Source organism: Planococcus alkaliphilus (assembly GCF_057031095.1).
Genome location: NZ_CM168060.1, coordinates 2,212,358 through 2,231,561 on the forward strand (window position 1 = coordinate 2,212,358; position 19,204 = coordinate 2,231,561).

The following is a 19,204-nucleotide window of genomic DNA, read 5'->3' on the forward strand; positions in this document are numbered from 1 at the left end:
TTAGAATAAACCCTACTCTTTGATTTGCCGTGCTATTAGCTGTATTCGACGGCCCCGCTCTTTTTCCTGCATCACCGCTTCAATTTCTGCCAGTTTTTTTTCATTTTCTTCTAAGGCATCAATCCAAAAGATCGGCAACTTGTTTTTAAAATAAGTAAACTGCCGTTTGGCGTACTTCCGGGAATTTTGCTTGATTTTGCTGATGGCATCATCCAAGGACAATTGGCCGTCAAAATAAGCATAAATTTCTTTGTAGCCAATTGCTTGAACCGATTGGACCCCACGAATCCCCTGGTCATACAAGCCCTTTACTTCTTCTAAGAGCCCTTTTTGGAGCATGGCTTCCACCCGCTCATTGATCCGCTCATATAAGACGGGCCGTGGAATATCCAAGCCGACGATCAGTTCGTTGTACATCGGAGACAATGCTTTCGTCCGTTCTTCTTTCGCCTGCCCGCCCATATTGATTTCAATGGCACGCAGCACTCTGCGTGTGTTATTCGGATGGATATCAGCATCCGGATCGAGTGCAAGCAATTTTTCGTGCATCGCCCCGGGGCCCCGCAGTTTTAGTTCTTCTGCCAGGTTCTCGCGAAGTTCTTCATCCGCTTGCTGATCTGAAAAGCGGTAGTCAAAAAGCACGGCTTGGACATATAGCCCGGAACCGCCGACGATAATGGGGAATTTGCCGCGCGACTTTATTTCCGCAATCTTCCCTCTGACTAGTTGCTGATACTCCGCAACGGAAAAAGGCTCTTTTGGGTCTTTGATATCCAGTAAATGATGGACGACCCCATCCATTTCATGCGCCTCAATTTTAGCGGTGCCAATTGACAACCCCTGGTAAACTTGCATCGAATCGCCGTTGATGATTTCCCCGTCGTGCCGCTTTGCCATTTCCAAACTTAATGCCGTTTTGCCGGAAGCAGTCGGTCCGACAATGGCCATTACATCAATCATCTTTTCTCATCCATTCTACTAATGTGTCAAAATGCTGTTGCTTATTGGTTTCATGAAGCAATTCATGCCGGCCGCCTTCCGCCAGATACAATTGGACATTCGTCATTCCAGCTTCCTGATATTGCTTGGCGGTTGAAAACAGACCTTTTCCGTTGTCCCCAACAGGATCTTCTGCCCCACTGATCAGGAGCACCGGCAAGTCTTTCCGGATTTTAGCGACTTCTGTTTTTTTATGGATCAAGCTCAACCCGTGGAACAGATCCACATAGAATTGATTGGTTGAAGGCTGTCCGCTCATCGGGTCATTTTCGTATTTCTCAATCGCTTCCTTATCCCTGCTGAGCCAGGCAAATGACGATCCTTCATCTTTGAACGGTTTGATGAAACTGCCGAAAGTCAGTTTGTCAAGCGTCGGGCTGACGGCTTCTTTGCCCGAAAATCTTGCAGCAGCTAAAGCGAATGCGAGCCCTGCTTTCCCAGCCAGCCCAGGATCTCCCCCTGTTCCGGAAATAACAGCTTTGCTTATTTTATCGCTGTGCAACTGAATATAGCGTCTTGCGACGAAAGAGCCCATGCTATGGCCGAAGAGGATCAATGGCAACTGCCCGATTTGCGCTTGTACGCTTTTTAATACTTCATCGACATCTTCTACAACGCGGTTAAAGCCATCAAATTCTCCAAAAAAACCTTGTGTCCCGTTTCGTTTTGCTGTCCGGCCGTGCCCCCGTTGATCGTGGCCCGAGACAACAAATCCTTGCTGCGCCAAAAAACGCGCAAACTCTTCATAGCGACCGACATGTTCCGCCATGCCGTGAATGATGTGCACATGGGCAACCGGATTTTCCGGCTCGTAAATTTCGTAGTAAATTTCCACCCGATCACTTGCGCGAATAAAATTTTTCGTGATTTTCAATGCATGATCCCTCCCGAAAACAAGATAGGCAATATTCATTTTCTATAGCCGTTTACATGACGCGCTTAAACATTTTTTCCACATCATAGGTTTTAAAGTGGATAATGACCGGACGCCCATGCGGACAAGTGAATGGCTGCTCTGCATCCTTGAGATCCGCCAATAACCGCTCCATCTCATGCTTTTGAAGGTAATGATTCGCCTTGATGGAACGTTTGCAGCTCATCATGATCGCCGCATCTTCCCGCAGTTTTTTTACATCCACTTTTCGTTCATTCAACACTTGTTCGATCAAATCTTCAATCACTTCCTGCTCAAATCCCGAAGGAAACCAAGTCGGATGCTCCCGGACGATAAACGAAGTGTCCCCGAACTCTTCCAAAAAAACGCCGCTTTCAGCCAAGACATGCAAACTGTCTTTCAAGCGCAGCGCCTCGTCTCGGCTATAGTGGAAAGTCAGCGGCAAGAGCAGAGCCTGCCGTTCTCCGGCATCAATATCGCCGACTTTTTCCCGAAAGAACTCATATTTGATCCGTTCCTGTGCCGCGTGCTGGTCGATCAAATAAAAACCATCATCGCTTTGCGCCACAATATACGTGCCATGAATTTGGCCAACGACTTCAAGTTCCGGAAATTGAGGGCTTGTATCTTCTTCAAATTCCGGTTCTACTTGAAGGTTTTCAGGCTGTTCATCGGACAGCTTTTCTTCCGGCGTTTCAAAAGGCGTGGTTTCTACCACGTTTCTTTCTTCTGTCGGAAGATGATGCACTGGCTCCAAAATAGGCGAAGTTTCCGCAATAACCGGATCTTCTTTTTCACGCAGTTCCTGCATCGCTTCTTTGACTGTAAACGAAGATTTCCAAATATCCAATTGCTTGGAAGGGACCTGTTTCGGCGCTTTCGGCTTTTCGATGACCGGCGCCCGGACGGCTGAAGAAATGGTTCCGCGTATCGTTGTATGGATCAGTTCCATCAACTCTTTTTCTTTGCTGAGCCGGATCTGTTGTTTCGCCGGATGCACATTGACATCGGTCAAATAAGGGTCGCCTTCAATATTCATAACGACGATAGGCTGCCGCTCCAACGGCAAAAACGTATGATACGCCTTATGGACGGTGTTCGCAATCGCATAATGTTTGACCCAGCGCCCATTCACGAATAACGAAATGTAGTTTTTATTGGCCCGCGTGATTTCCGGAAGGGAAGCATACCCCGATATTTTGTAGTCATGCGACTCCCCTTCAAAGGGGATCATTTTCTTGGCAATCGAGACTCCATAAATATCCGATATCACCCGTTTGATGTCACCGCTGCCGGAAGTCTGGAGAATCATCCGTCCATCGTGCGACAATTTAAATGAAATTCCCGGATAGCTCAAAGCGAAACGGTTCATCAGGTCAATTGAATGCCCCAGTTCTGTCTGCAAGGTTTTCATGTATTTCAAACGCGCCGGCGTATTGAAGAACAATTGGTCGATTTGGATATCGGTGCCTTTTCGGAGAGCGCCTGCACGGTGTTCAATCAAACGGCCGCCTTCCATATGCACATATGTGCCGGATTCGCCGTTTGACGTATGCAGCGTCACTTTTGAAACGGAAGCGATACTTGCTAATGCCTCTCCCCGGAAACCAAGCGTTCGAATGCGGAATAAATCATGTTCGTTTGCAATTTTACTGGTAGCATGGCGTGAAAATGACAATAGCGCATCTTCTGAATCCATTCCAGCGCCATTATCCACGATCTGGATAGAAGTCAGCCCCGCTTCGGTTAACAGCACTTCAATAGCCGTACTTCCAGCGTCGATTGCGTTTTCAACCAATTCTTTGACGACGGATGTGGGCCTTTCGACCACTTCACCCGCTGCTATTTTGTTTGATAACGGCTCGTCCATTAATCGAATAATCCCCATATCCTCACCCCTTCTTGCTTAATTTCACCTGCAGGTCATTCAAGAGCTGAAGCGATTGCAATGGCGTCATTGCCGCGATATTGGCATCGGATATCGCTTGCAGCACTTCTTCGCTTTCGGTGTCACGGTCGTCAAAAAACGACAATTGTTCCACTTCGCTGACATGCTTCTTGTTTTCCGATTCAAAGCTGACGAGCAGTTCTCTTGCCCGTAAAAGAATCGGCTGCGGCAATTCAGCGAGTTCTGCAACATGGATCCCGTAGCTTTTATCAGCTGGCCCTTTTTTCACTTTATGCAGGAACACGACTTTGCCGGATTGCTCCATGGCCGCCACGTGCACATTGCTCAATTTATCCAAGGTTTGGTCGAGTGCTGTCAATTCATGATAATGGGTGGAAAACAGCGTATTTGCCCCAATATTCTCATGAATGTATTCGATCATGGATTGCGCAAGCGCCATGCCGTCGTACGTGGATGTCCCCCGCCCGATTTCATCGAATAGCAGCAGGCTGCGTTCAGTCGCATGTGTGATCGCATATTGCGATTCAAGCATTTCGACCATGAACGTACTTTGCCCGGAAACTAAGTCATCTGCTGCACCGATGCGTGTGAAGATCTGGTCGACGATCGGCAAATTTGCCGATTCTGCCGGCACATAAGAGCCGATTTGAGCCATGACAATGGTTAACGCTACTTGGCGCATATACGTACTTTTACCGGACATATTCGGCCCTGTAATCAATAGCATATTTTGGTCATTGGTCAAAACACAATCGTTCGGCACATAATGCTGTTTATTGAGCATTTTTTCTACGACCGGATGGCGTCCCTCAATGATGGAAATTTCTCTTGAATTATTGAAGTCCGGCTTCACAAAGCGATACTTTTCCGCCACATTCGCGAAGCTCATAAAGACATCAAGGCCGCTTAATGTCGAAGCCAATTCTTGAATACGTGAAATGTATTGCTTGACTTCTTCGCGGATTTTTACAAATAGTTCATATTCCAGCGACAAGCTTTCTTCTTCTGCCGTTAGGATCAAACTTTCTTTTTCTTTTAATTCAGGTGTGATATAGCGTTCTGCGTTTGCCAATGTCTGTTTGCGTTCATAGCGTTCCAGATCTGCTAAATGCATATTGGCTTTTGAAATTTCAATGTAGTAGCCGAATATCCGGTTATAGCCGATTTTCAACGACTTGATACCTGTCTGCTGGCGTTCTTGCTGCTCTAATTGGGCGATCCAATCTTTTCCATTGCGTGAAGCGTAGCGGTATTCATCCAGTTTCTCGTGGTAGCCGTCACGGATAACGCCCCCTTCTTTCGATGACAGAGGCGGATTTTCACTGATGGCATCCAGCAATTCGCAAACTTCTCCGCAGAGATCCAATTTTCGGCTAAAATCTTTCAGCACATCATCCCCGGAGTTTTGGAGTTCGTCAATAATTCCCGGAATTTTCTCCAATGAACTTCGCAATTGTGCTAGATCCCGCCCGCTGGCGCTCCCAAAAGCGATGCGGCCGCTCAGGCGTTCCAGGTCATATACTTCTTTTAGCAAAGTCTGCAATTCAACCCGTACAAAATAATTCTCGATCAAAGATTCAACCATGAATTGCCGTCTTTCGATTTGCCGCTTATTGGCAAGCGGCTGGTGCAGCCACTGTTTCAGCTTCCGGCTGCCCATTGCTGTGACCGTTTCATCCAGCAGCCAAAGCAAGGTCCCTTTCGTGTCGCCTCCGCGAATCGATTGCAACAATTCCAAGTTCCGCTTCGAGTGGAAATCGATCGATAGGAGCTGGCCGCTTTCATTGTAGGAAAAAGCTTGGATGTGCTCGAGCGACTGCTTTTGCGTCCGTGAGATATATGAAAGCAAACGCAAGATGGAAAGCCTCAAGTCTTCAGGGCATGTAGCTAGCAGGCGTTCCTCTGCTTGGTAGACTTCATCCATCGTTTCAATCGATAGCACGAGATCTTGTGCATCTTCATTAAGCAGCAAGAATAATTGGTTGGATACTACCAACTCACGGATTTGCAAAGACTGCAGTTCCTGAAGCAAGGACTTTTCAGTTCCGGTTATGTATGTAGCTCTCGCTTCCCCCGTGCTGATATCCACATAAGACAAGGCAAAGCCATCAGGCAATTGATCGGCTGCCGCCAAAAATAAATTCGATTTGGAATCGATGCTTTTTCCTTCCGTATGCGTCCCTGGCGTAATTAACCGAACCACTTCCCGTTTGACGACGCCTTTCGTTAATTTTGGATCTTCCACTTGTTCACAAATGGCCACTTTATGCCCTTTTTGAATCAATTGGTCGATATAATTCTGGGCTGCATGATGCGGAACACCGCACATCGGAATTCGTTCATCGCCATTTCCGCCTCTGCTCGTCAATGTAATTTCAAGCAATTGTGAGGCTTTTAGCGCATCATCATAAAACATTTCATAAAAATCCCCAAGACGGAAAAACAGAAACGCATCCTGGTATTCAGACTTCACTTGCAAATATTGTTGGATCATCGGTGTAGGTGCCATTTTAATACCTCTTTCGCGAACTTTTCGTAGTTTCTCTATTATAACAAAAAGATGAAGGGAAAAGAAAAAACTGAAAGAGCAAGCTCTTTCAGCTTTTTTTCTGTATTTCTTTTGTGTCGAAACGGCCGTTCCCGCTTTTCTAATTAGCAGTTTCCTGGTGTGCTGTTTTTCACTTGGGATCCTGTTTCGCCGCGAAGAATATCGCCGCCAGTTGAAACGATGATGTTGTTTGTCACTTGATTGGCAATGGCGGTCGACACCATTTGAAGCAATGCATTGACATCGCTTTGAGACTGTTTGAACTCTTGTACGATTGGCACCGCATCGATTTCTTCTTCGATTTTCTGGATTTTGCTTTCGATCAAGTTCAATGCACGTTCTTTGCCGTATGCTTGGAAGTTGACTGCTTGTTTTTGCAAACTCTTCATGCTGGCAATTTTCTCACGTACTTTTTGGTTTTCGTTTATTTGAGCTTCTGCACGTTTGAAGAATTCCACTTCTTCCGTTTCAGCGATCATATCCGCCACTTCACGCGCTTTAGCAATAATTTCTTCTTTTGAATACGCCATTTTCTAGACACCCACTTCTTGGCCGTTCATGGTTTTGACAAGCCAACCATACAAAGGCCATATTTTTTATTGTTGGTATTTTTCACTTTCACTAAATCGAAATATAATTTTTCAGTTTACCTAAGGAGTGCCGGGGCTCCGGCAGCCTTAAATGGCCAGCATTCGTGAAAAATCCCTTTCAATCAATACCTTATTATACTGAATAAGCCCATCACTCTACAAGGGAGCCGCACCAATTGTCGGAGAATCGACAAGAAGCATGAAGATTATCCTTTAAAAGGATAGTCTTCGTTGATATACACGCGTTCAAATGAAACTGCTTTTCCTGTAGTGTCGTCAAGCTCTGTAAAGAATCCGCTGACAACTGAACGACCGCGCTTCGGCACTTCAAACCGGGTCGGCATATTCGTTTTAAATCGGTACAAGACCGATTCCTTCGTCATCCCGAGGATTTCATCGTACGGCCCCGTCATGCCGACATCCGAGATATATGCTGTGCCATTCGGCAGGATGCGTGCATCTGCTGTCTGTACATGTGTATGGGTGCCGACTACTACTGAAGCCCGGCCATCTAAATGCCAGCCCATCGCAATTTTCTCACTCGTCGCTTCAGCATGGAAATCGACAAACACTAGGGGAGAAATTGCTTTCGCTTCTGCCAAGAGTTCATCCGCTTTTTGGAATGGATCTTCGTGCGGCGGCAAGAATACACGGCCATGAAGATTGATTACCGAAAGCGTTTTTCCGTTTTTGGTCACCGTAGCCATTCCGCGACCCGGTGCTTCGTCCGAAAAGTTTGCAGGACGGATCAAATAATCCACTTCGTCAATGAAATCAAAAATCTCTTTTTGGTCCCATGTGTGGTTGCCCATCGTGATCATATCGACGCCCATGAATAGCAAGTCTTGATAAATCGCTTTTGTAATTCCGCGGCCCGCTGCTGCATTCTCACCGTTCGCGATGACCACATCCGGGTTGTATTTTCTTTTCAAGCGCGGCAAATAGGACTCCAGCGCTTCTCTGCCGATTGAACCCACAATATCTCCAATAAATAATACTTTCATTCTGTTCACCTTTTTCCATAAGAAAAAGGCTTCTTTGAATAGACATTCATCGAAGCCTTTATCCTATTATTTTGCGTATTCAACTGCTCTCGTTTCTCGAATGACGGTCACTTTGATGTGGCCTGGGTAATCCAGTTCTTCTTCAATCCGTTTACGGATGTCGCGCGCCAGACGATGCGCAGTCATATCATCAATCTGTTCCGGGCGAACCATAATGCGGATTTCGCGTCCTGCTTGAATCGCAAATGATTTCTCTACGCCTTCATAAGACTCGGAAATCTCTTCAAGTTTTTCAAGGCGGCGAATATAGTTTTCCAATGTTTCGCTCCGTGCACCTGGACGAGCAGCTGACAAGGCATCAGCTGCGGCTACAATTACCGAAATGATCGATGTCGCTTCTGTATCGCCGTGGTGGGAAGCAATACTGTTGATGACCACTGGATGTTCTTTGTATTTTGTTCCTAATTCGACTCCGATTTCCACATGGCTGCCTTCGACTTCATGGTCGATCGCTTTACCGATGTCATGCAATAAACCGGCGCGTCTTGCTAAAGTCACATCTTCACCAAGTTCCGCTGCCATTAATCCGGACAGGAACGCTACTTCTACAGAATGCTTCAAGACATTCTGTCCGTAGCTTGTACGGTAACGGAGACGGCCAAGAATCTTGATCAAATCAGGGTGGAGGTTATGGACACCGACATCAAATGTCGTCTGCTCTCCGATTTCCCGGATTTGCTCATCTACTTCTCTTCTTGATTTTTCGACCATTTCTTCGATGCGTGCTGGATGGATACGGCCATCAGAAACCAATTTTTCAAGCGCCAATCGAGCTGTCTCGCGGCGAATTGGATCAAAACCGGACAAGATAACCGCTTCCGGTGTATCATCAATGATTAAATCGATGCCTGTCAAAGTTTCGAGTGTTCGGATGTTTCTTCCTTCACGTCCGATGATCCGGCCTTTCATCTCATCATTCGGCAAGTTGACCACTGAAACCGTCGTTTCGGCTACATGGTCAGCAGCAAAGCGCTGCATTGCCAATGACAGGATATTCTTAGCTTTTTTGTCCGATTCTTCTTTCGCGCGCGCTTCTGATTCTTTGACCATAACCGCAAGGTCCGTTGAAAGTTCATTTTCAACTTGCTCGATGATAATGGCTTTCGCTTCTTCGCGGGTTAAAGAAGAAATACGTTCCATTTCGGACTGTTGCTGACGAACTAGTTCTTCAGCTTTGCTTTCCATCTGTCCAATATGCTGTTGTTTTTCTGCAAGCGATTCATCTTTGCGTTCCAGACTCGCTTCTCGTTTGTTCAATGCATCATCCTTGCGATCTAAATTTTCTTCTCTCTGCAACAGCCGACTTTCTTGTCTTTGCAATTCAGATCGGCGTTCCCGAATTTCAGATTCTGTTTCAGTACGCAATTTATGATTTTCGTCTTTCGCTTCCAATAACGCTTCTTTCTTCAACGCTTCAGCTTCTCGTTTTGCATCTTCAACAATTTGCTCCGCAGAATTTTTAGCGCCTGCTATACTGGAATCGTTTGCTTTCTTTAATGCAAAATACCCAACAACTACACCGACGATGATACCAAGCAAAGCGAAGATGATCTCGGTAAACCCCATTCGGACACCTCCTCTTGCTATTCTTTTACTTTTTCAAAAGATCAATTAATAGTACGGGTCACACTTTTCAATCGTTGAAAAATTAGTAAATTATACAATTTTAATTGTATAGATGGACTTATAAAGTGTCAACCCATTGAGAACAAGGATTCACCATACAGCATAGACGAGCCGGCATTCCAAAACCATAGAGAAAAGCCGCAAAGCATATTGCTTCGCGGCTTCGGATCCTCTTTTTTATTCCTCTTCGTCAATCAGAAGATTAAACTCTTCCGGCTCTTCGTCTTTATTGGCGGCAATCGTATAAGTTGCTGCTGCCATGCCATAAGATTCGCGGATTTTGTTTGAAATTTCGTTGCGGATTTCCGGATTTGCAAGCAAGAACTGCTTCACATTTTCACGGCCTTGTCCAATGCGCTCGTCATTATAAGAATACCAAGATCCACTCTTCTGGATGATTTCAAGATCTGATCCGATATCCACGATTTCACCTTCGCGGGAAATCCCTTTACCGTACATGATATCGAGTTCAGCTGTACGGAACGGCGGAGCTACCTTGTTTTTCACAATCTTAATTTTCGTTCTGTTACCGATAATTTCAGCACCTGATTTCAATGCCTCAGCACGGCGCACTTCCAAACGGACAGATGAATAGAATTTCAAAGCACGTCCGCCTGGTGTTGTTTCCGGGTTACCGAACATAACGCCGATCTTTTCACGAATCTGATTAATGAAAATAACGATCGTGTTTGACTTGTTGATAACGCCTGACAATTTACGAAGGGCTTGGGACATCAAACGTGCCTGCAACCCCATATGGGAGTCGCCCATTTCGCCTTCGATTTCCGCTTTTGGCACCAATGCCGCAACAGAATCGACGACTACGATATCAACAGCGCCGCTTCGTACAAGCGCTTCAGCGATTTCCAATGCTTGCTCCCCTGTGTCCGGCTGAGACAAGAGCAGCTCATCAATATTAACGCCAAGATTTTTTGCATAAACTGGATCTAATGCATGCTCAGCATCGATAAATGCAGCTGTTCCGCCTGTCGCTTGAACTTCTGCGATAGCATGAAGGGAAACTGTCGTTTTACCTGAACTTTCAGGTCCATATATTTCAATAACACGCCCGCGCGGATATCCGCCTATTCCTAACGCCGTATCAAGTGCCAATGAACCACTCGAAACCGATGATACATTACGGTCGCTTTTCTCGCCTAATTTCATTACAGATCCTTTACCGAACTGCTTTTCTATACTTTTTAACGCCATGTCTAACGCTGCTTTACGATCGCTCAAAAGAAATCCTCCTCTAATTAAAACCAATTTTTCTAACTGTCTCTAGTATACTTGCTCATTGAGAAATACGCAAGGAAAATGCGAACGTTTATTCGTGTTCGCATTTTAAAAATGATTTTTGATCGGCTTATACAGCTCATTTTCCCTTTTTGAGCATAAAAAAACACGCAAAATTAAATTTTGCGTGCATTTCCGTCAGTCAGTGTTCGTATTATATACGACAGCGCCAATTTCACTGCTCTGAGACGGTTCGTGTTGCGCATCCCGGACAATTGCAGCCGGTAGGCTCTCGTTTCTTCTTCTGTTGAAATCCCGATCCATACAGTTCCGGCAGGCTGGTCGCCATGAGCGTCCGGGCCTGCAGCGCCCGTTAAACTGACACTGATGTCCGTGTTGAATTTCATGCGGACCGCTTCAGCCATCGCAATAGCGGTTTCTTCACTGACGACGCCGTACTCGGCAAGCAGTTCACTTGAAATGCCCAATTGGCTGATTTTCATTTCTTCATTATAGGTGATGACCCCGCCAGCAAGCGCTGAACTAGCTCCTGCTACAGCAGCCAATTCAGATTGGAATAGCCCGGCAGTCAAACTCTCGGCAGCTGAGATTGTCTTCTGCTGTTCGCGAAGCAACTCAATCGCTTTCGAAGCCAGCGAATCGTTGTCATAACCGTACAAATAGTCGCCTGCGCGCTCAAGAAGAGATGCTTTCGCCTCTTCTATCAACTTCCAAGCCTGCTCTTCTGTATTGGTCTTCGCTGTAATACGCAGCGTTACTTCCCCGTCAGAAGCAAGCGGAGCGATAGTCGGATTCGTCTGCTGCTCCAGAATATCTTGGATGCGGTCTTCAAGTTCCGCTTCCCCGATGTCGTAAAAACGCAAAACGTGGGAAACGATGACGTCAGCTTGGTTCAGCATTTTTGCAAGTTTCGGTTTCGCTTCATACTGGAACATCGGCTCCATTTCTTTAGGAGGCCCTGGCAATAGCATATACGTATGCGTTTCGGTTTTGTAAAGCATCCCGGGTGCCATTCCGTGGTTATTGACCAATACGTCGCTGTCTTTTAAAACCAATGCCTGCTTTTTATTGTTTTCCGTCATTGCTCTTCCGGCCCGTTCGAAAAAGGCCACAATGGAATCGAGCGCTTCCTGGTCCATGTCTAAAGTTGTCCCCAAATGGCGGGCAATGGTTTCCTTCGTCAAATCATCTTTCGTCGGTCCTAAGCCGCCAGTGAAAATGATTAAATCTGCACGGCTTTCTGCAATTTTGATTGTCTCTTTCAAACGCTCTGAATTGTCCCCGACTACCGTATGGTAATATACATTAATTCCAAGCTCTGCTAAATGGTTCGATAAAAAGCGGGCATTTGAATTTGTAATCTGCCCGAGCAGCAGTTCAGATCCTACAGCAATAATTTCAGCATTCATCCATCTTCACCCCTTGAATGTTTTTTTGAAATCCTTATTTAGATGCCATCAAGCCTTTGCGGTTGGCGTAGAAATAATCCCAACCTGACCAAACAGTGAAAATCAATGCGATGTAGAGCATGATTTCGCCAAATGGCACGCCCATTAAAACAAAGATGGTATCGTGGAGCAATAATGCCGAAATGGCTAAAATTTGAGCAGTGGTTTTAATTTTACCTAAACTTCCGGCAGCGACCACTTCGCCTTCACCTGCAAGCACTAAGCGCAATCCCGTAACAGCAAACTCACGGCTGATGATGATGATAACAATCCATGATGCAGCGAAGCCAAGCTCCACTAAAATGATCAAAGCTGCCGACACCAGCAATTTATCGGCAAGCGGATCCAAAAATTTGCCGAAGGTCGTGACCAGATTGTACTTTCTCGCATAATATCCGTCAATCCAGTCGGTCAATGATGCAATGATGAAAATCAGCCCTCCGATAAAATGAGAAACCGGCATTTCTGCACCGAATAACGTCATCGTACCCCAATTAAAATCGACTAGCATGATCAACATGAATATCGGGATCAATAATATCCTCGATATCGTAATGCGGTTTGGAATATTCATTTGTTTGCCCCTTTCCTTTCTCAAGAAAAATAGCCATCAAAAGATGGCTATTCTGCGTCCGTAAATTGAATAACAATATTTTGTGTGATCAAGTCTTGCGTATATTCAATCGGTTCGCCATTTACAGTAAGTTTAACATTTGAGCTCGCTCCCAGTCTGACACGCACTTGCGCAACACCTGAAACGTCTATTGCTTCACTGTCGCTCGCCTGCATTGTGCGTGCCGGCTGCATCAACTCCTGCTGATCTGGGCCAGTAGCCGATACCCAAGATGGGCCGCTCGCTTCAATTTTCAATTCCCGCGTCGCAGGACCTTGCCAAGCAAACGTAGTCGTTTCCCCTTCGGTCCCTACTACAGAAATGCTGGTTTCCGGTTTAGCAGGTTCCTCTGGCTCTTCAGCCGGAGCTTCTTCTGGTTCTTCCTCAGCTGGCGCCGCTTCTTCATCTTCACCGTTTGGTTCTTCGTACGGAACGCCTTCTTCATCTGTCGCATCTTCCAATGGATCATTGGTCGCCAAATTATTATAAAAGAAAATAACAACTGCTAATATGACGACAATAAATAAAGCGACAATCACTTTTGGCATAATTTCACCAAGGCCATTAGAAGAACTTTTTGCTAAAGTTTGGCGCCGGGAAGGAGTTGGCGGCGTAAGCGTCGGCCGAACTTCCTCTTTCACTGAAACCGGAACCTCGGATTTATGCTGCTCGAGCAGTTCATCCGAATTCAAGCCTACCGCTTCCGCGTATTGTTTAATGAACGCACGAACATAAAATGGTCCGGGCATCATGCTATGATTGCCTTCTTCAATCCCTGCCAAATAGCGTTTTTGTATCTTTGTCACATCCTGTAAATCCTCTAAACTGTACCCTTTGGCGATTCTCGCCTCTTTCAAACGAGTACCTAATTCACTCAATACGATCACCTGCCCACTTAAAAGTTAAATCCGCCGAACATATCCGCTTGATTTTGGTCGCCCATGAAGTGGTTTTTCTCCAACACTTCATATGTAATCTTTTCTTCTGGATGATGGCGCAATTCGATAATATAATCGAAATCTTCGATGCTGTACTCAGATTGCTGGACAAACATATCGGGATGTTCCACAACTTTAATCGTTGGCATGCGCATCATTTCTCGAACCAGCTGCATATGGCGTTCATCTCCGGAACGGCGTGTGACGATGCCGTCCAGTATGAAGATATTATTCGCGTTATGCTCATCTCCCATCAACTGATTCCGCACCGTCTGCTTGATCATCGTTGAAGATAGGAAAATCCATTTCTTATTGGCACTCACACTCGCTGCGACGATCGATTCTGTTTTTCCGACCCTCGGCATCCCGCGCAAACCGACTAATTTATGGCCTTCCTGCTTGAAAATCTCAGCCATGAAATCTACTAATAATCCGAGCTCATCACGGACAAAACGAAACGTCTTGCGATCGTCCGCATCTCTTTGTATATAACGGCCATGGCGAACTGCTAAAATATCGCGGAGTTTCGGTTCACGGAATTTCTTCACTGCGATTGTCTCGATAGTAGAAACAATTTGTTCGAAGCGCTCCAATTGAACATCATGCTCTGCGCGTAAAAGCATTCCTCGCCTGCCTTGGTCTACGCCATTGATAGTGACGATATTTACTCGGAGCATACCAAGAAGAGAAGCTATATCCCCTAATAAACCCGGACGATTCACTTGAATTTCGTATTCAAAATACCATTCTCTCATTCATCATCCGACCTTCCATTGCCAATATTTGACCAAAAAGTTCCTAACTCTTATGATAGCTGATTTATTGCACTAAGAAAAGGGGCAATAAGAAAGGAGTTGGCCCAAAACCAATGGGAACAACTCCTCTGTAATGAAGCTAACGGAGCAACTAGATGGATAATTAAGTAAAATTCCAAAGGGCTTCACTTACATATGCCATCCGCCATTGATCCGGAGAACTTGTCCTGTCATATAATCCGCTTTGCCGTTCACTAGAAAATCGACCGCATCAGCTACATGGTGAGGCAACCCTAACCCAAGGGGAATTTCGTCCTGGATCATAGCGAGTTCTTCTTCTGTCAAGTTCCCATTCATTTTTGTTTGAATGAAACCAGGAGAAATCGCATTTACCCGTGTACCGGAAGCGGCCATTTCTTTGGCATAGGCTTTGACAAATGCCAATTGCGCCCCTTTTACAGAAGAATAGACGGTTTCAAGAGCAGCCCCTATTTCTCCCCATATAGACGAGATAAATACGACATAAGTTGCCGGATAGCGATGAAAATAAGGTGAAATTCTGCGAATTGCCGAAATCGGATTTTTGACATGGACATTCCACAAGGCTTCCATTTCTGCATCTTCCGTATCAATCAACATTTTCTGCAAGGCATGGCCGCTCGCTACAACGATGCAAGCGGCATCATAAACTTGAGTTGCCAGCCGCTCCGCCCCGTCTGTACAGGTGAAATCGGCTTGCACAGCAATAAACTCCTGCTTTGTAAAGTTTCTGCTCAGTTCTTCTGCAAGCCCGTTTACGGGAGTGGAGTTCCAGTGGAGATAAAGTGACCAGCCATCGCTCGCCAGTTGGTTGGCAATCGCTTCGCCAATCGCTCCGGAAGCTCCCATTATGACGGCAAATCGTTTCACTTGCCATCCTTCTTCGGCGGCATAATGGTAAAGGTCGAACGCTGGCTGTCTAAGCTCACTGTTGCAAAAGCAGCTTGCAGATCCGGCACTTCTATTTCTTCGAGCATTGGCACCACGTCGAATAAGTTCATGTCGTTGAAGGCATACCGTGTGAATTGGTTAGCGATAAATTCAGGAGAATTTAATGCTCTCAGGAAAAAGCCAATTTTCTTGCGGCGGATCCGGTCAAGATCTGCTTGTCCGAATGGCCATTTTTCCATTGCTTGATCGAGTGTATGGTTGATTTCTTTTATTAGTTTCTCGGGTTCGTTTGTATCGGAACCGATCAACGCATAGCCAAAGCCGTTTTCTAGTGAGTAATCAAATGAATAGGACTCATCGATTAAATTGCTTTCGTATGCATGATGGTAGAAATCTGAAGTCCGTCCAAATAGCAATTCGAAAGCCAGTTCAGCCGCCAACTCGTGCTTCAGCATCGCTTTTCCGGAGTAATCGAGCACTTCCGGCTTAATGCCGACAAAGATTTTCGGTTTTTGCACGCTCATTTCAAGCGTACGTTCTTTGATCGCCGCTTCAATCGGTTCTTCCGGATAAATCCGTTTGATTTCTTTCGGCTCTTCAAACGTCTTTTGGTCCTGATTTGCTTTGATGAATTCCATCATTTGCTCCGGATTTACTGCACCGACAACGAACAGCACCATATTAGATGGATGATAGAACGTGTTATAGCAGGTGTATAAATGTTCCGCTGTAATATCTTGGATGGAATCGACGGTTCCGGCGATATCAATTTTCACCGGGTGGTTCTTATACAGGTTTTCAATCATGCCGAAATACAAACGCCAGTCCGCCTGATCGTCGTACATCGTGATTTCCTGTGCGATAATGCCTTTTTCCTTTTCCACCGTTTTCTCAGTGAAGTATGGGCTTTGGACAAAATCCAGCAGCGTTTCCACATTTTCATTGATTTGCCCGGTCGCTGAAAACAGATAAGCGGTACGGGTAAAGGAAGTGAACGCATTGGCAGAAGCACCTTGTTTGCTGAATTGCTGAAAGATATCGCCGTCTTCTTTTTCAAACATTTTATGCTCTAAGAAATGGGCAATGCCGTCCGGCACTTTAATCGGCTCTTCTTCACCATAAGGCACAAAATGATTGTCGATTGAACCGTATTTTGTTGTGAACGTAGCAAAGGTTTTGGAAAAACCTTTTTTCGGCAAGATATACACTTCAAGCCCGTTCGCCAGTTTTTCGTGGTACAGTGTTTCATCTAATTGTTCGAATTGAACTTTATTCAACTGAATCGTCCTCCTTGCCTGCTAGGAAATAGGTCATTTCCAACGATAATTGTTGAGCCGCATCGGCAATATCTTCTTTCGTGACCGCATTCCATTTGCTGATCAAATAATCCGGTTCAAATGCTTCATCCAGTTCCATGTATTGATCATAAATGTCGATTTGGCCTCTAGCCGAATCCAGCGCTTCTTTTAATTGATTGATCAAAAGCGCTTTTGTCTGATCCAGTTCTACGTCCGAAATATTGGCTCGTTTCACTTCTTCCAATTGTTCAAGTATGAGCTTCACAGCTTTGCCTTCCAGTTTCGAATCAATGCCGGCAAGCACAAACATCAAACCGAACTGAGAAGCGTACGAACTTGAAACGTAGTAAGCCATGCTTTCTTTCTCTCGGATATTGACGAATAATTTCGAATGGGCATAACCGCCAAGAACTCCGTTCATCAATTGCATAACCGGGAACTTTTCGTCGCGGAAAGTGATCGGCGTGAAGAAGGCCATGTGCAATTTCCCTTGTTTCATGTCTTCGTATTCGATAACCCGTGAAGTTTCAGGAGAGGTCAATTGGGTTGACGGCCCTTCCACTGCCTGTTCGCGGTCTTCGAAATGGAAGTATTCTTTAATATAGGAAGCAATCATTTCCGGCTTGATGTCGCCGACCACATAAATTTCAATTTCATTATTGTTCAATAATGTTTGGTATTCTTTCAGCAGCTGATCGTTCGTCACTTTTTCCAATTCTTCAAGCGATCCATTCGCTTGGATGGAAGCAGGATGCCCTGGCAATGCGAGCTCCATCATGCGCTGCTGCGCGTAGCGGGTTTTTTCATCAAAGATTGACTCAATCCGCTCTTTGATCGTCTGCTTTTCACGCAGGAAAATGGATTCTTTGAAAAGCCCGTTTTCCATATTCGGCTTGAATAGGACAACATACATCAAGTTCAGGACTTTTTCCAATACCCCTTCTTCGGATAAATACTGGTCGTTCACCGTTTCCACATTCAAAGTCACGATGTGTTCATTGCCCCGTTTTGAAGAATCTATGTAGAGGGATGTGCCGTACAGATCGTCCAGCACCATGCGCAGCGCCGTATGAGATGGATACACCTCATTGCTGTGCTGAAGCACATTTGCCAAAATGGAACGGGCAGATGCCTTTTCAGGTGTTAAACGGTCTTTGAATTTAAAAGAAAAATTTATCGTCTTGAATTGAGTCGTTTCATTTACGTGGACATTCACGCCTTGTGCGATCTTAATAGATTGAAACATCAGTAAATCCCCTCTCAGCTTTCTTATTCTAACTATACCGAACCCCTAGAACTAAATGCAAATAATGAAGAATGCCCTTATGCCCAAAAGAAAAAGAACCGCCGCTTGGGCGATTCTTTTTTTAAAATTAGCGCTGCCCTTTGATATAAGGGATTCCGTTCGCTTTTGGCGCATTTGCACGGCCGATGAAACCAGCTAGAGCAAAAATAGTCAAAACGTATGGAAGAATCAGCAAGAAGACATTCGGGATGTCCTGGATAACAGGGATGGATGAACTGGCAATACTTAATGCCTGGGCTAAACCGAAGAATAAAGCGGCTCCCATGGCGCCAAGCGGATGCCATTTACCGAAAATCATCGCAGCGAGTGCCATGAATCCTTGTCCATTGATGGTCGCGTGCCCGAAATCTCCGGAAATCGTCTGTGCATAGATGGCACCGCCGATTCCAGCTAGAGCACCGGAAATCATAACAGCGATATAACGCATTCTGTTTACATTGATCCCCATCGTATCTGCAGCCATCGGATGTTCCCCGACTGAACGGAGGCGCAAGCCGAACGGCGTTTTATAGATGACAAACCAGGCAATGATGGCAATGATGATTGCCAAGAAAGAAGTATTATAAATTTTCGTAAAGAACATCGGACCAATAAATGGAATATCGGAAAGAAACGGGAAATCATAGCGCGTAAAACGCTCCGTGATGAAATCCGTCTGCCCTTTTCCAAAGATCTTCTTAACAAGGTAAAGAGATAAAGCGATTGCCAGCAAGTTGATGGCAACACCAGAAACCGTTTGGTCTGCACGGAAGGAAATAGAAGCGACCGCGTGAACCAATGAAAGCAAGAGCGCTGCAACCATGGCAGCTATTAACGCAACCCAAGGAGTCGCATTGCCAAAAGTATCGGCAAATAACAAGTTGAACAAAATGCCTACGAATGCGCCAATGACCATCAAACCTTCGAGGCCGATATTAATAACGCCCGATCGCTCGGAGAACACACCGCCGATTGCAACTAAAATAAGCGGAGCTGCATAAAATATCGCTGAAGGAACGATGAAATACAAAACTTCTAAGAAACTCATA

At 45.4% G+C, this 19,204-nt stretch carries 16 protein-coding genes; all 16 read right to left on the reverse strand.

What is annotated here, in order from left to right:
* Positions 1-12: 12 nt before the first annotated feature.
* On the reverse strand, positions 13-960 hold the full coding sequence (miaA, locus tag AC2EXB_RS11890; RefSeq protein ID WP_483601609.1) for a tRNA (adenosine(37)-N6)-dimethylallyltransferase MiaA: 948 nt from the start codon (positions 958-960) through the stop codon (positions 13-15).
* Entirely contained in the window at positions 953-1,873 is a 921-nt protein-coding gene (locus AC2EXB_RS11895; RefSeq protein WP_483601611.1) for a lysophospholipase, read from the reverse strand. The genes miaA and AC2EXB_RS11895 overlap by 8 nt, the downstream gene beginning before the upstream one ends.
* 52 nt (positions 1,874-1,925) lie before the next feature.
* The gene (mutL, locus tag AC2EXB_RS11900) at positions 1,926-3,782 is read right to left on the reverse strand and encodes a DNA mismatch repair endonuclease MutL (protein ID WP_483601612.1); all 1,857 of its coding nucleotides are present in this window, start codon (positions 3,780-3,782) and stop codon (positions 1,926-1,928) included.
* Between the two features lie 4 nt (positions 3,783-3,786).
* Positions 3,787-6,312 (reverse strand): DNA mismatch repair protein MutS, encoded by a 2,526-nt coding sequence (gene mutS, locus AC2EXB_RS11905; protein ID WP_483601613.1) that lies wholly within the window; start codon positions 6,310-6,312, stop codon positions 3,787-3,789.
* Positions 6,313-6,455: 143 nt separating this feature from the next.
* Positions 6,456-6,881 (reverse strand): YlbF/YmcA family competence regulator, encoded by a 426-nt coding sequence (locus tag AC2EXB_RS11910; RefSeq protein ID WP_251474250.1) that lies wholly within the window; start codon positions 6,879-6,881, stop codon positions 6,456-6,458.
* A 266-nt stretch (positions 6,882-7,147) separates the two neighbouring features.
* The gene (locus AC2EXB_RS11915) at positions 7,148-7,945 is read right to left on the reverse strand and encodes a TIGR00282 family metallophosphoesterase (RefSeq protein ID WP_235196545.1); all 798 of its coding nucleotides are present in this window, start codon (positions 7,943-7,945) and stop codon (positions 7,148-7,150) included.
* Positions 7,946-8,011: 66 nt separating this feature from the next.
* Complete coding sequence (gene rny, locus AC2EXB_RS11920; protein ID WP_235196546.1) at positions 8,012-9,571, reverse strand: ribonuclease Y; 1,560 nt, start codon at positions 9,569-9,571, stop codon at positions 8,012-8,014.
* 237 nt (positions 9,572-9,808) lie between these two features.
* A complete protein-coding gene (gene recA, locus AC2EXB_RS11925; RefSeq protein WP_285835926.1) occupies positions 9,809-10,870 on the reverse strand; it encodes a recombinase RecA in 1,062 nt (353 codons plus the stop codon).
* Between the two features lie 173 nt (positions 10,871-11,043).
* Positions 11,044-12,297 carry a competence/damage-inducible protein A gene (locus AC2EXB_RS11930; protein WP_483601615.1) on the reverse strand — a complete coding sequence of 418 codons (1,254 nt, stop codon included), beginning with the start codon at positions 12,295-12,297 and terminating at the stop codon, positions 11,044-11,046.
* A gap of 34 nt (positions 12,298-12,331) precedes the next feature.
* Positions 12,332-12,910, reverse strand: coding sequence for a CDP-diacylglycerol--glycerol-3-phosphate 3-phosphatidyltransferase (gene pgsA, locus AC2EXB_RS11935; protein ID WP_483601616.1), 579 nt, complete (start codon positions 12,908-12,910; stop codon positions 12,332-12,334).
* A 47-nt stretch (positions 12,911-12,957) separates the two neighbouring features.
* Positions 12,958-13,827 (reverse strand): helix-turn-helix domain-containing protein, encoded by an 870-nt coding sequence (locus AC2EXB_RS11940; RefSeq protein ID WP_483601617.1) that lies wholly within the window; start codon positions 13,825-13,827, stop codon positions 12,958-12,960.
* A 17-nt stretch (positions 13,828-13,844) separates the two neighbouring features.
* Complete coding sequence (locus AC2EXB_RS11945) at positions 13,845-14,642, reverse strand: YmfK family protein (protein WP_251474295.1); 798 nt, start codon at positions 14,640-14,642, stop codon at positions 13,845-13,847.
* Positions 14,643-14,831: 189 nt separating this feature from the next.
* Complete coding sequence (ymfI, locus tag AC2EXB_RS11950) at positions 14,832-15,551, reverse strand: elongation factor P 5-aminopentanone reductase (protein ID WP_483601619.1); 720 nt, start codon at positions 15,549-15,551, stop codon at positions 14,832-14,834.
* Entirely contained in the window at positions 15,548-16,849 is a 1,302-nt protein-coding gene (yfmH, locus tag AC2EXB_RS11955; protein ID WP_235196552.1) for an EF-P 5-aminopentanol modification-associated protein YfmH, read from the reverse strand. Before yfmH ends, ymfI begins: the two co-directional genes overlap by 4 nt.
* Positions 16,842-18,116: an EF-P 5-aminopentanol modification-associated protein YfmF gene (yfmF, locus tag AC2EXB_RS11960; RefSeq protein ID WP_483601621.1), complete on the reverse strand. Its 1,275-nt coding sequence runs from the start codon at positions 18,114-18,116 to the stop codon at positions 16,842-16,844. Before yfmF ends, yfmH begins: the two co-directional genes overlap by 8 nt.
* Before the next feature lie 127 nt (positions 18,117-18,243).
* Positions 18,244-19,203 (reverse strand): ABC transporter permease, encoded by a 960-nt coding sequence (locus tag AC2EXB_RS11965; RefSeq protein ID WP_483601623.1) that lies wholly within the window; start codon positions 19,201-19,203, stop codon positions 18,244-18,246.
* Position 19,204: the final 1 nt, after the last annotated feature.

Excerpts from the sequence above, each read along its gene's own strand:
- mutS (WP_483601613.1), bottom strand. The coding sequence starts at position 6,312 with ATGGCACCTACACCGATGATCCAACAATATTTGCAAGTGAAGTCTGAA.
- AC2EXB_RS11930 (WP_483601615.1), bottom strand. The coding sequence starts at position 12,297 with ATGAATGCTGAAATTATTGCTGTAGGATCTGAACTGCTGCTCGGGCAG.
- miaA (WP_483601609.1), bottom strand. The coding sequence starts at position 960 with ATGATTGATGTAATGGCCATTGTCGGACCGACTGCTTCCGGCAAAACG.
- rny (WP_235196546.1), bottom strand. The coding sequence starts at position 9,571 with ATGGGGTTTACCGAGATCATCTTCGCTTTGCTTGGTATCATCGTCGGT.
- AC2EXB_RS11945 (WP_251474295.1), bottom strand. The coding sequence starts at position 14,642 with ATGAGAGAATGGTATTTTGAATACGAAATTCAAGTGAATCGTCCGGGT.
- AC2EXB_RS11910 (WP_251474250.1), bottom strand. The coding sequence starts at position 6,881 with ATGGCGTATTCAAAAGAAGAAATTATTGCTAAAGCGCGTGAAGTGGCG.
- mutL (WP_483601612.1), bottom strand. The coding sequence starts at position 3,782 with ATGGGGATTATTCGATTAATGGACGAGCCGTTATCAAACAAAATAGCA.
- pgsA (WP_483601616.1), bottom strand. The coding sequence starts at position 12,910 with ATGAATATTCCAAACCGCATTACGATATCGAGGATATTATTGATCCCG.
- AC2EXB_RS11965 (WP_483601623.1), bottom strand. The coding sequence starts at position 19,203 with ATGAGTTTCTTAGAAGTTTTGTATTTCATCGTTCCTTCAGCGATATTT.
- yfmF (WP_483601621.1), bottom strand. The coding sequence starts at position 18,116 with ATGTTTCAATCTATTAAGATCGCACAAGGCGTGAATGTCCACGTAAAT.
- AC2EXB_RS11915 (WP_235196545.1), bottom strand. The coding sequence starts at position 7,945 with ATGAAAGTATTATTTATTGGAGATATTGTGGGTTCAATCGGCAGAGAA.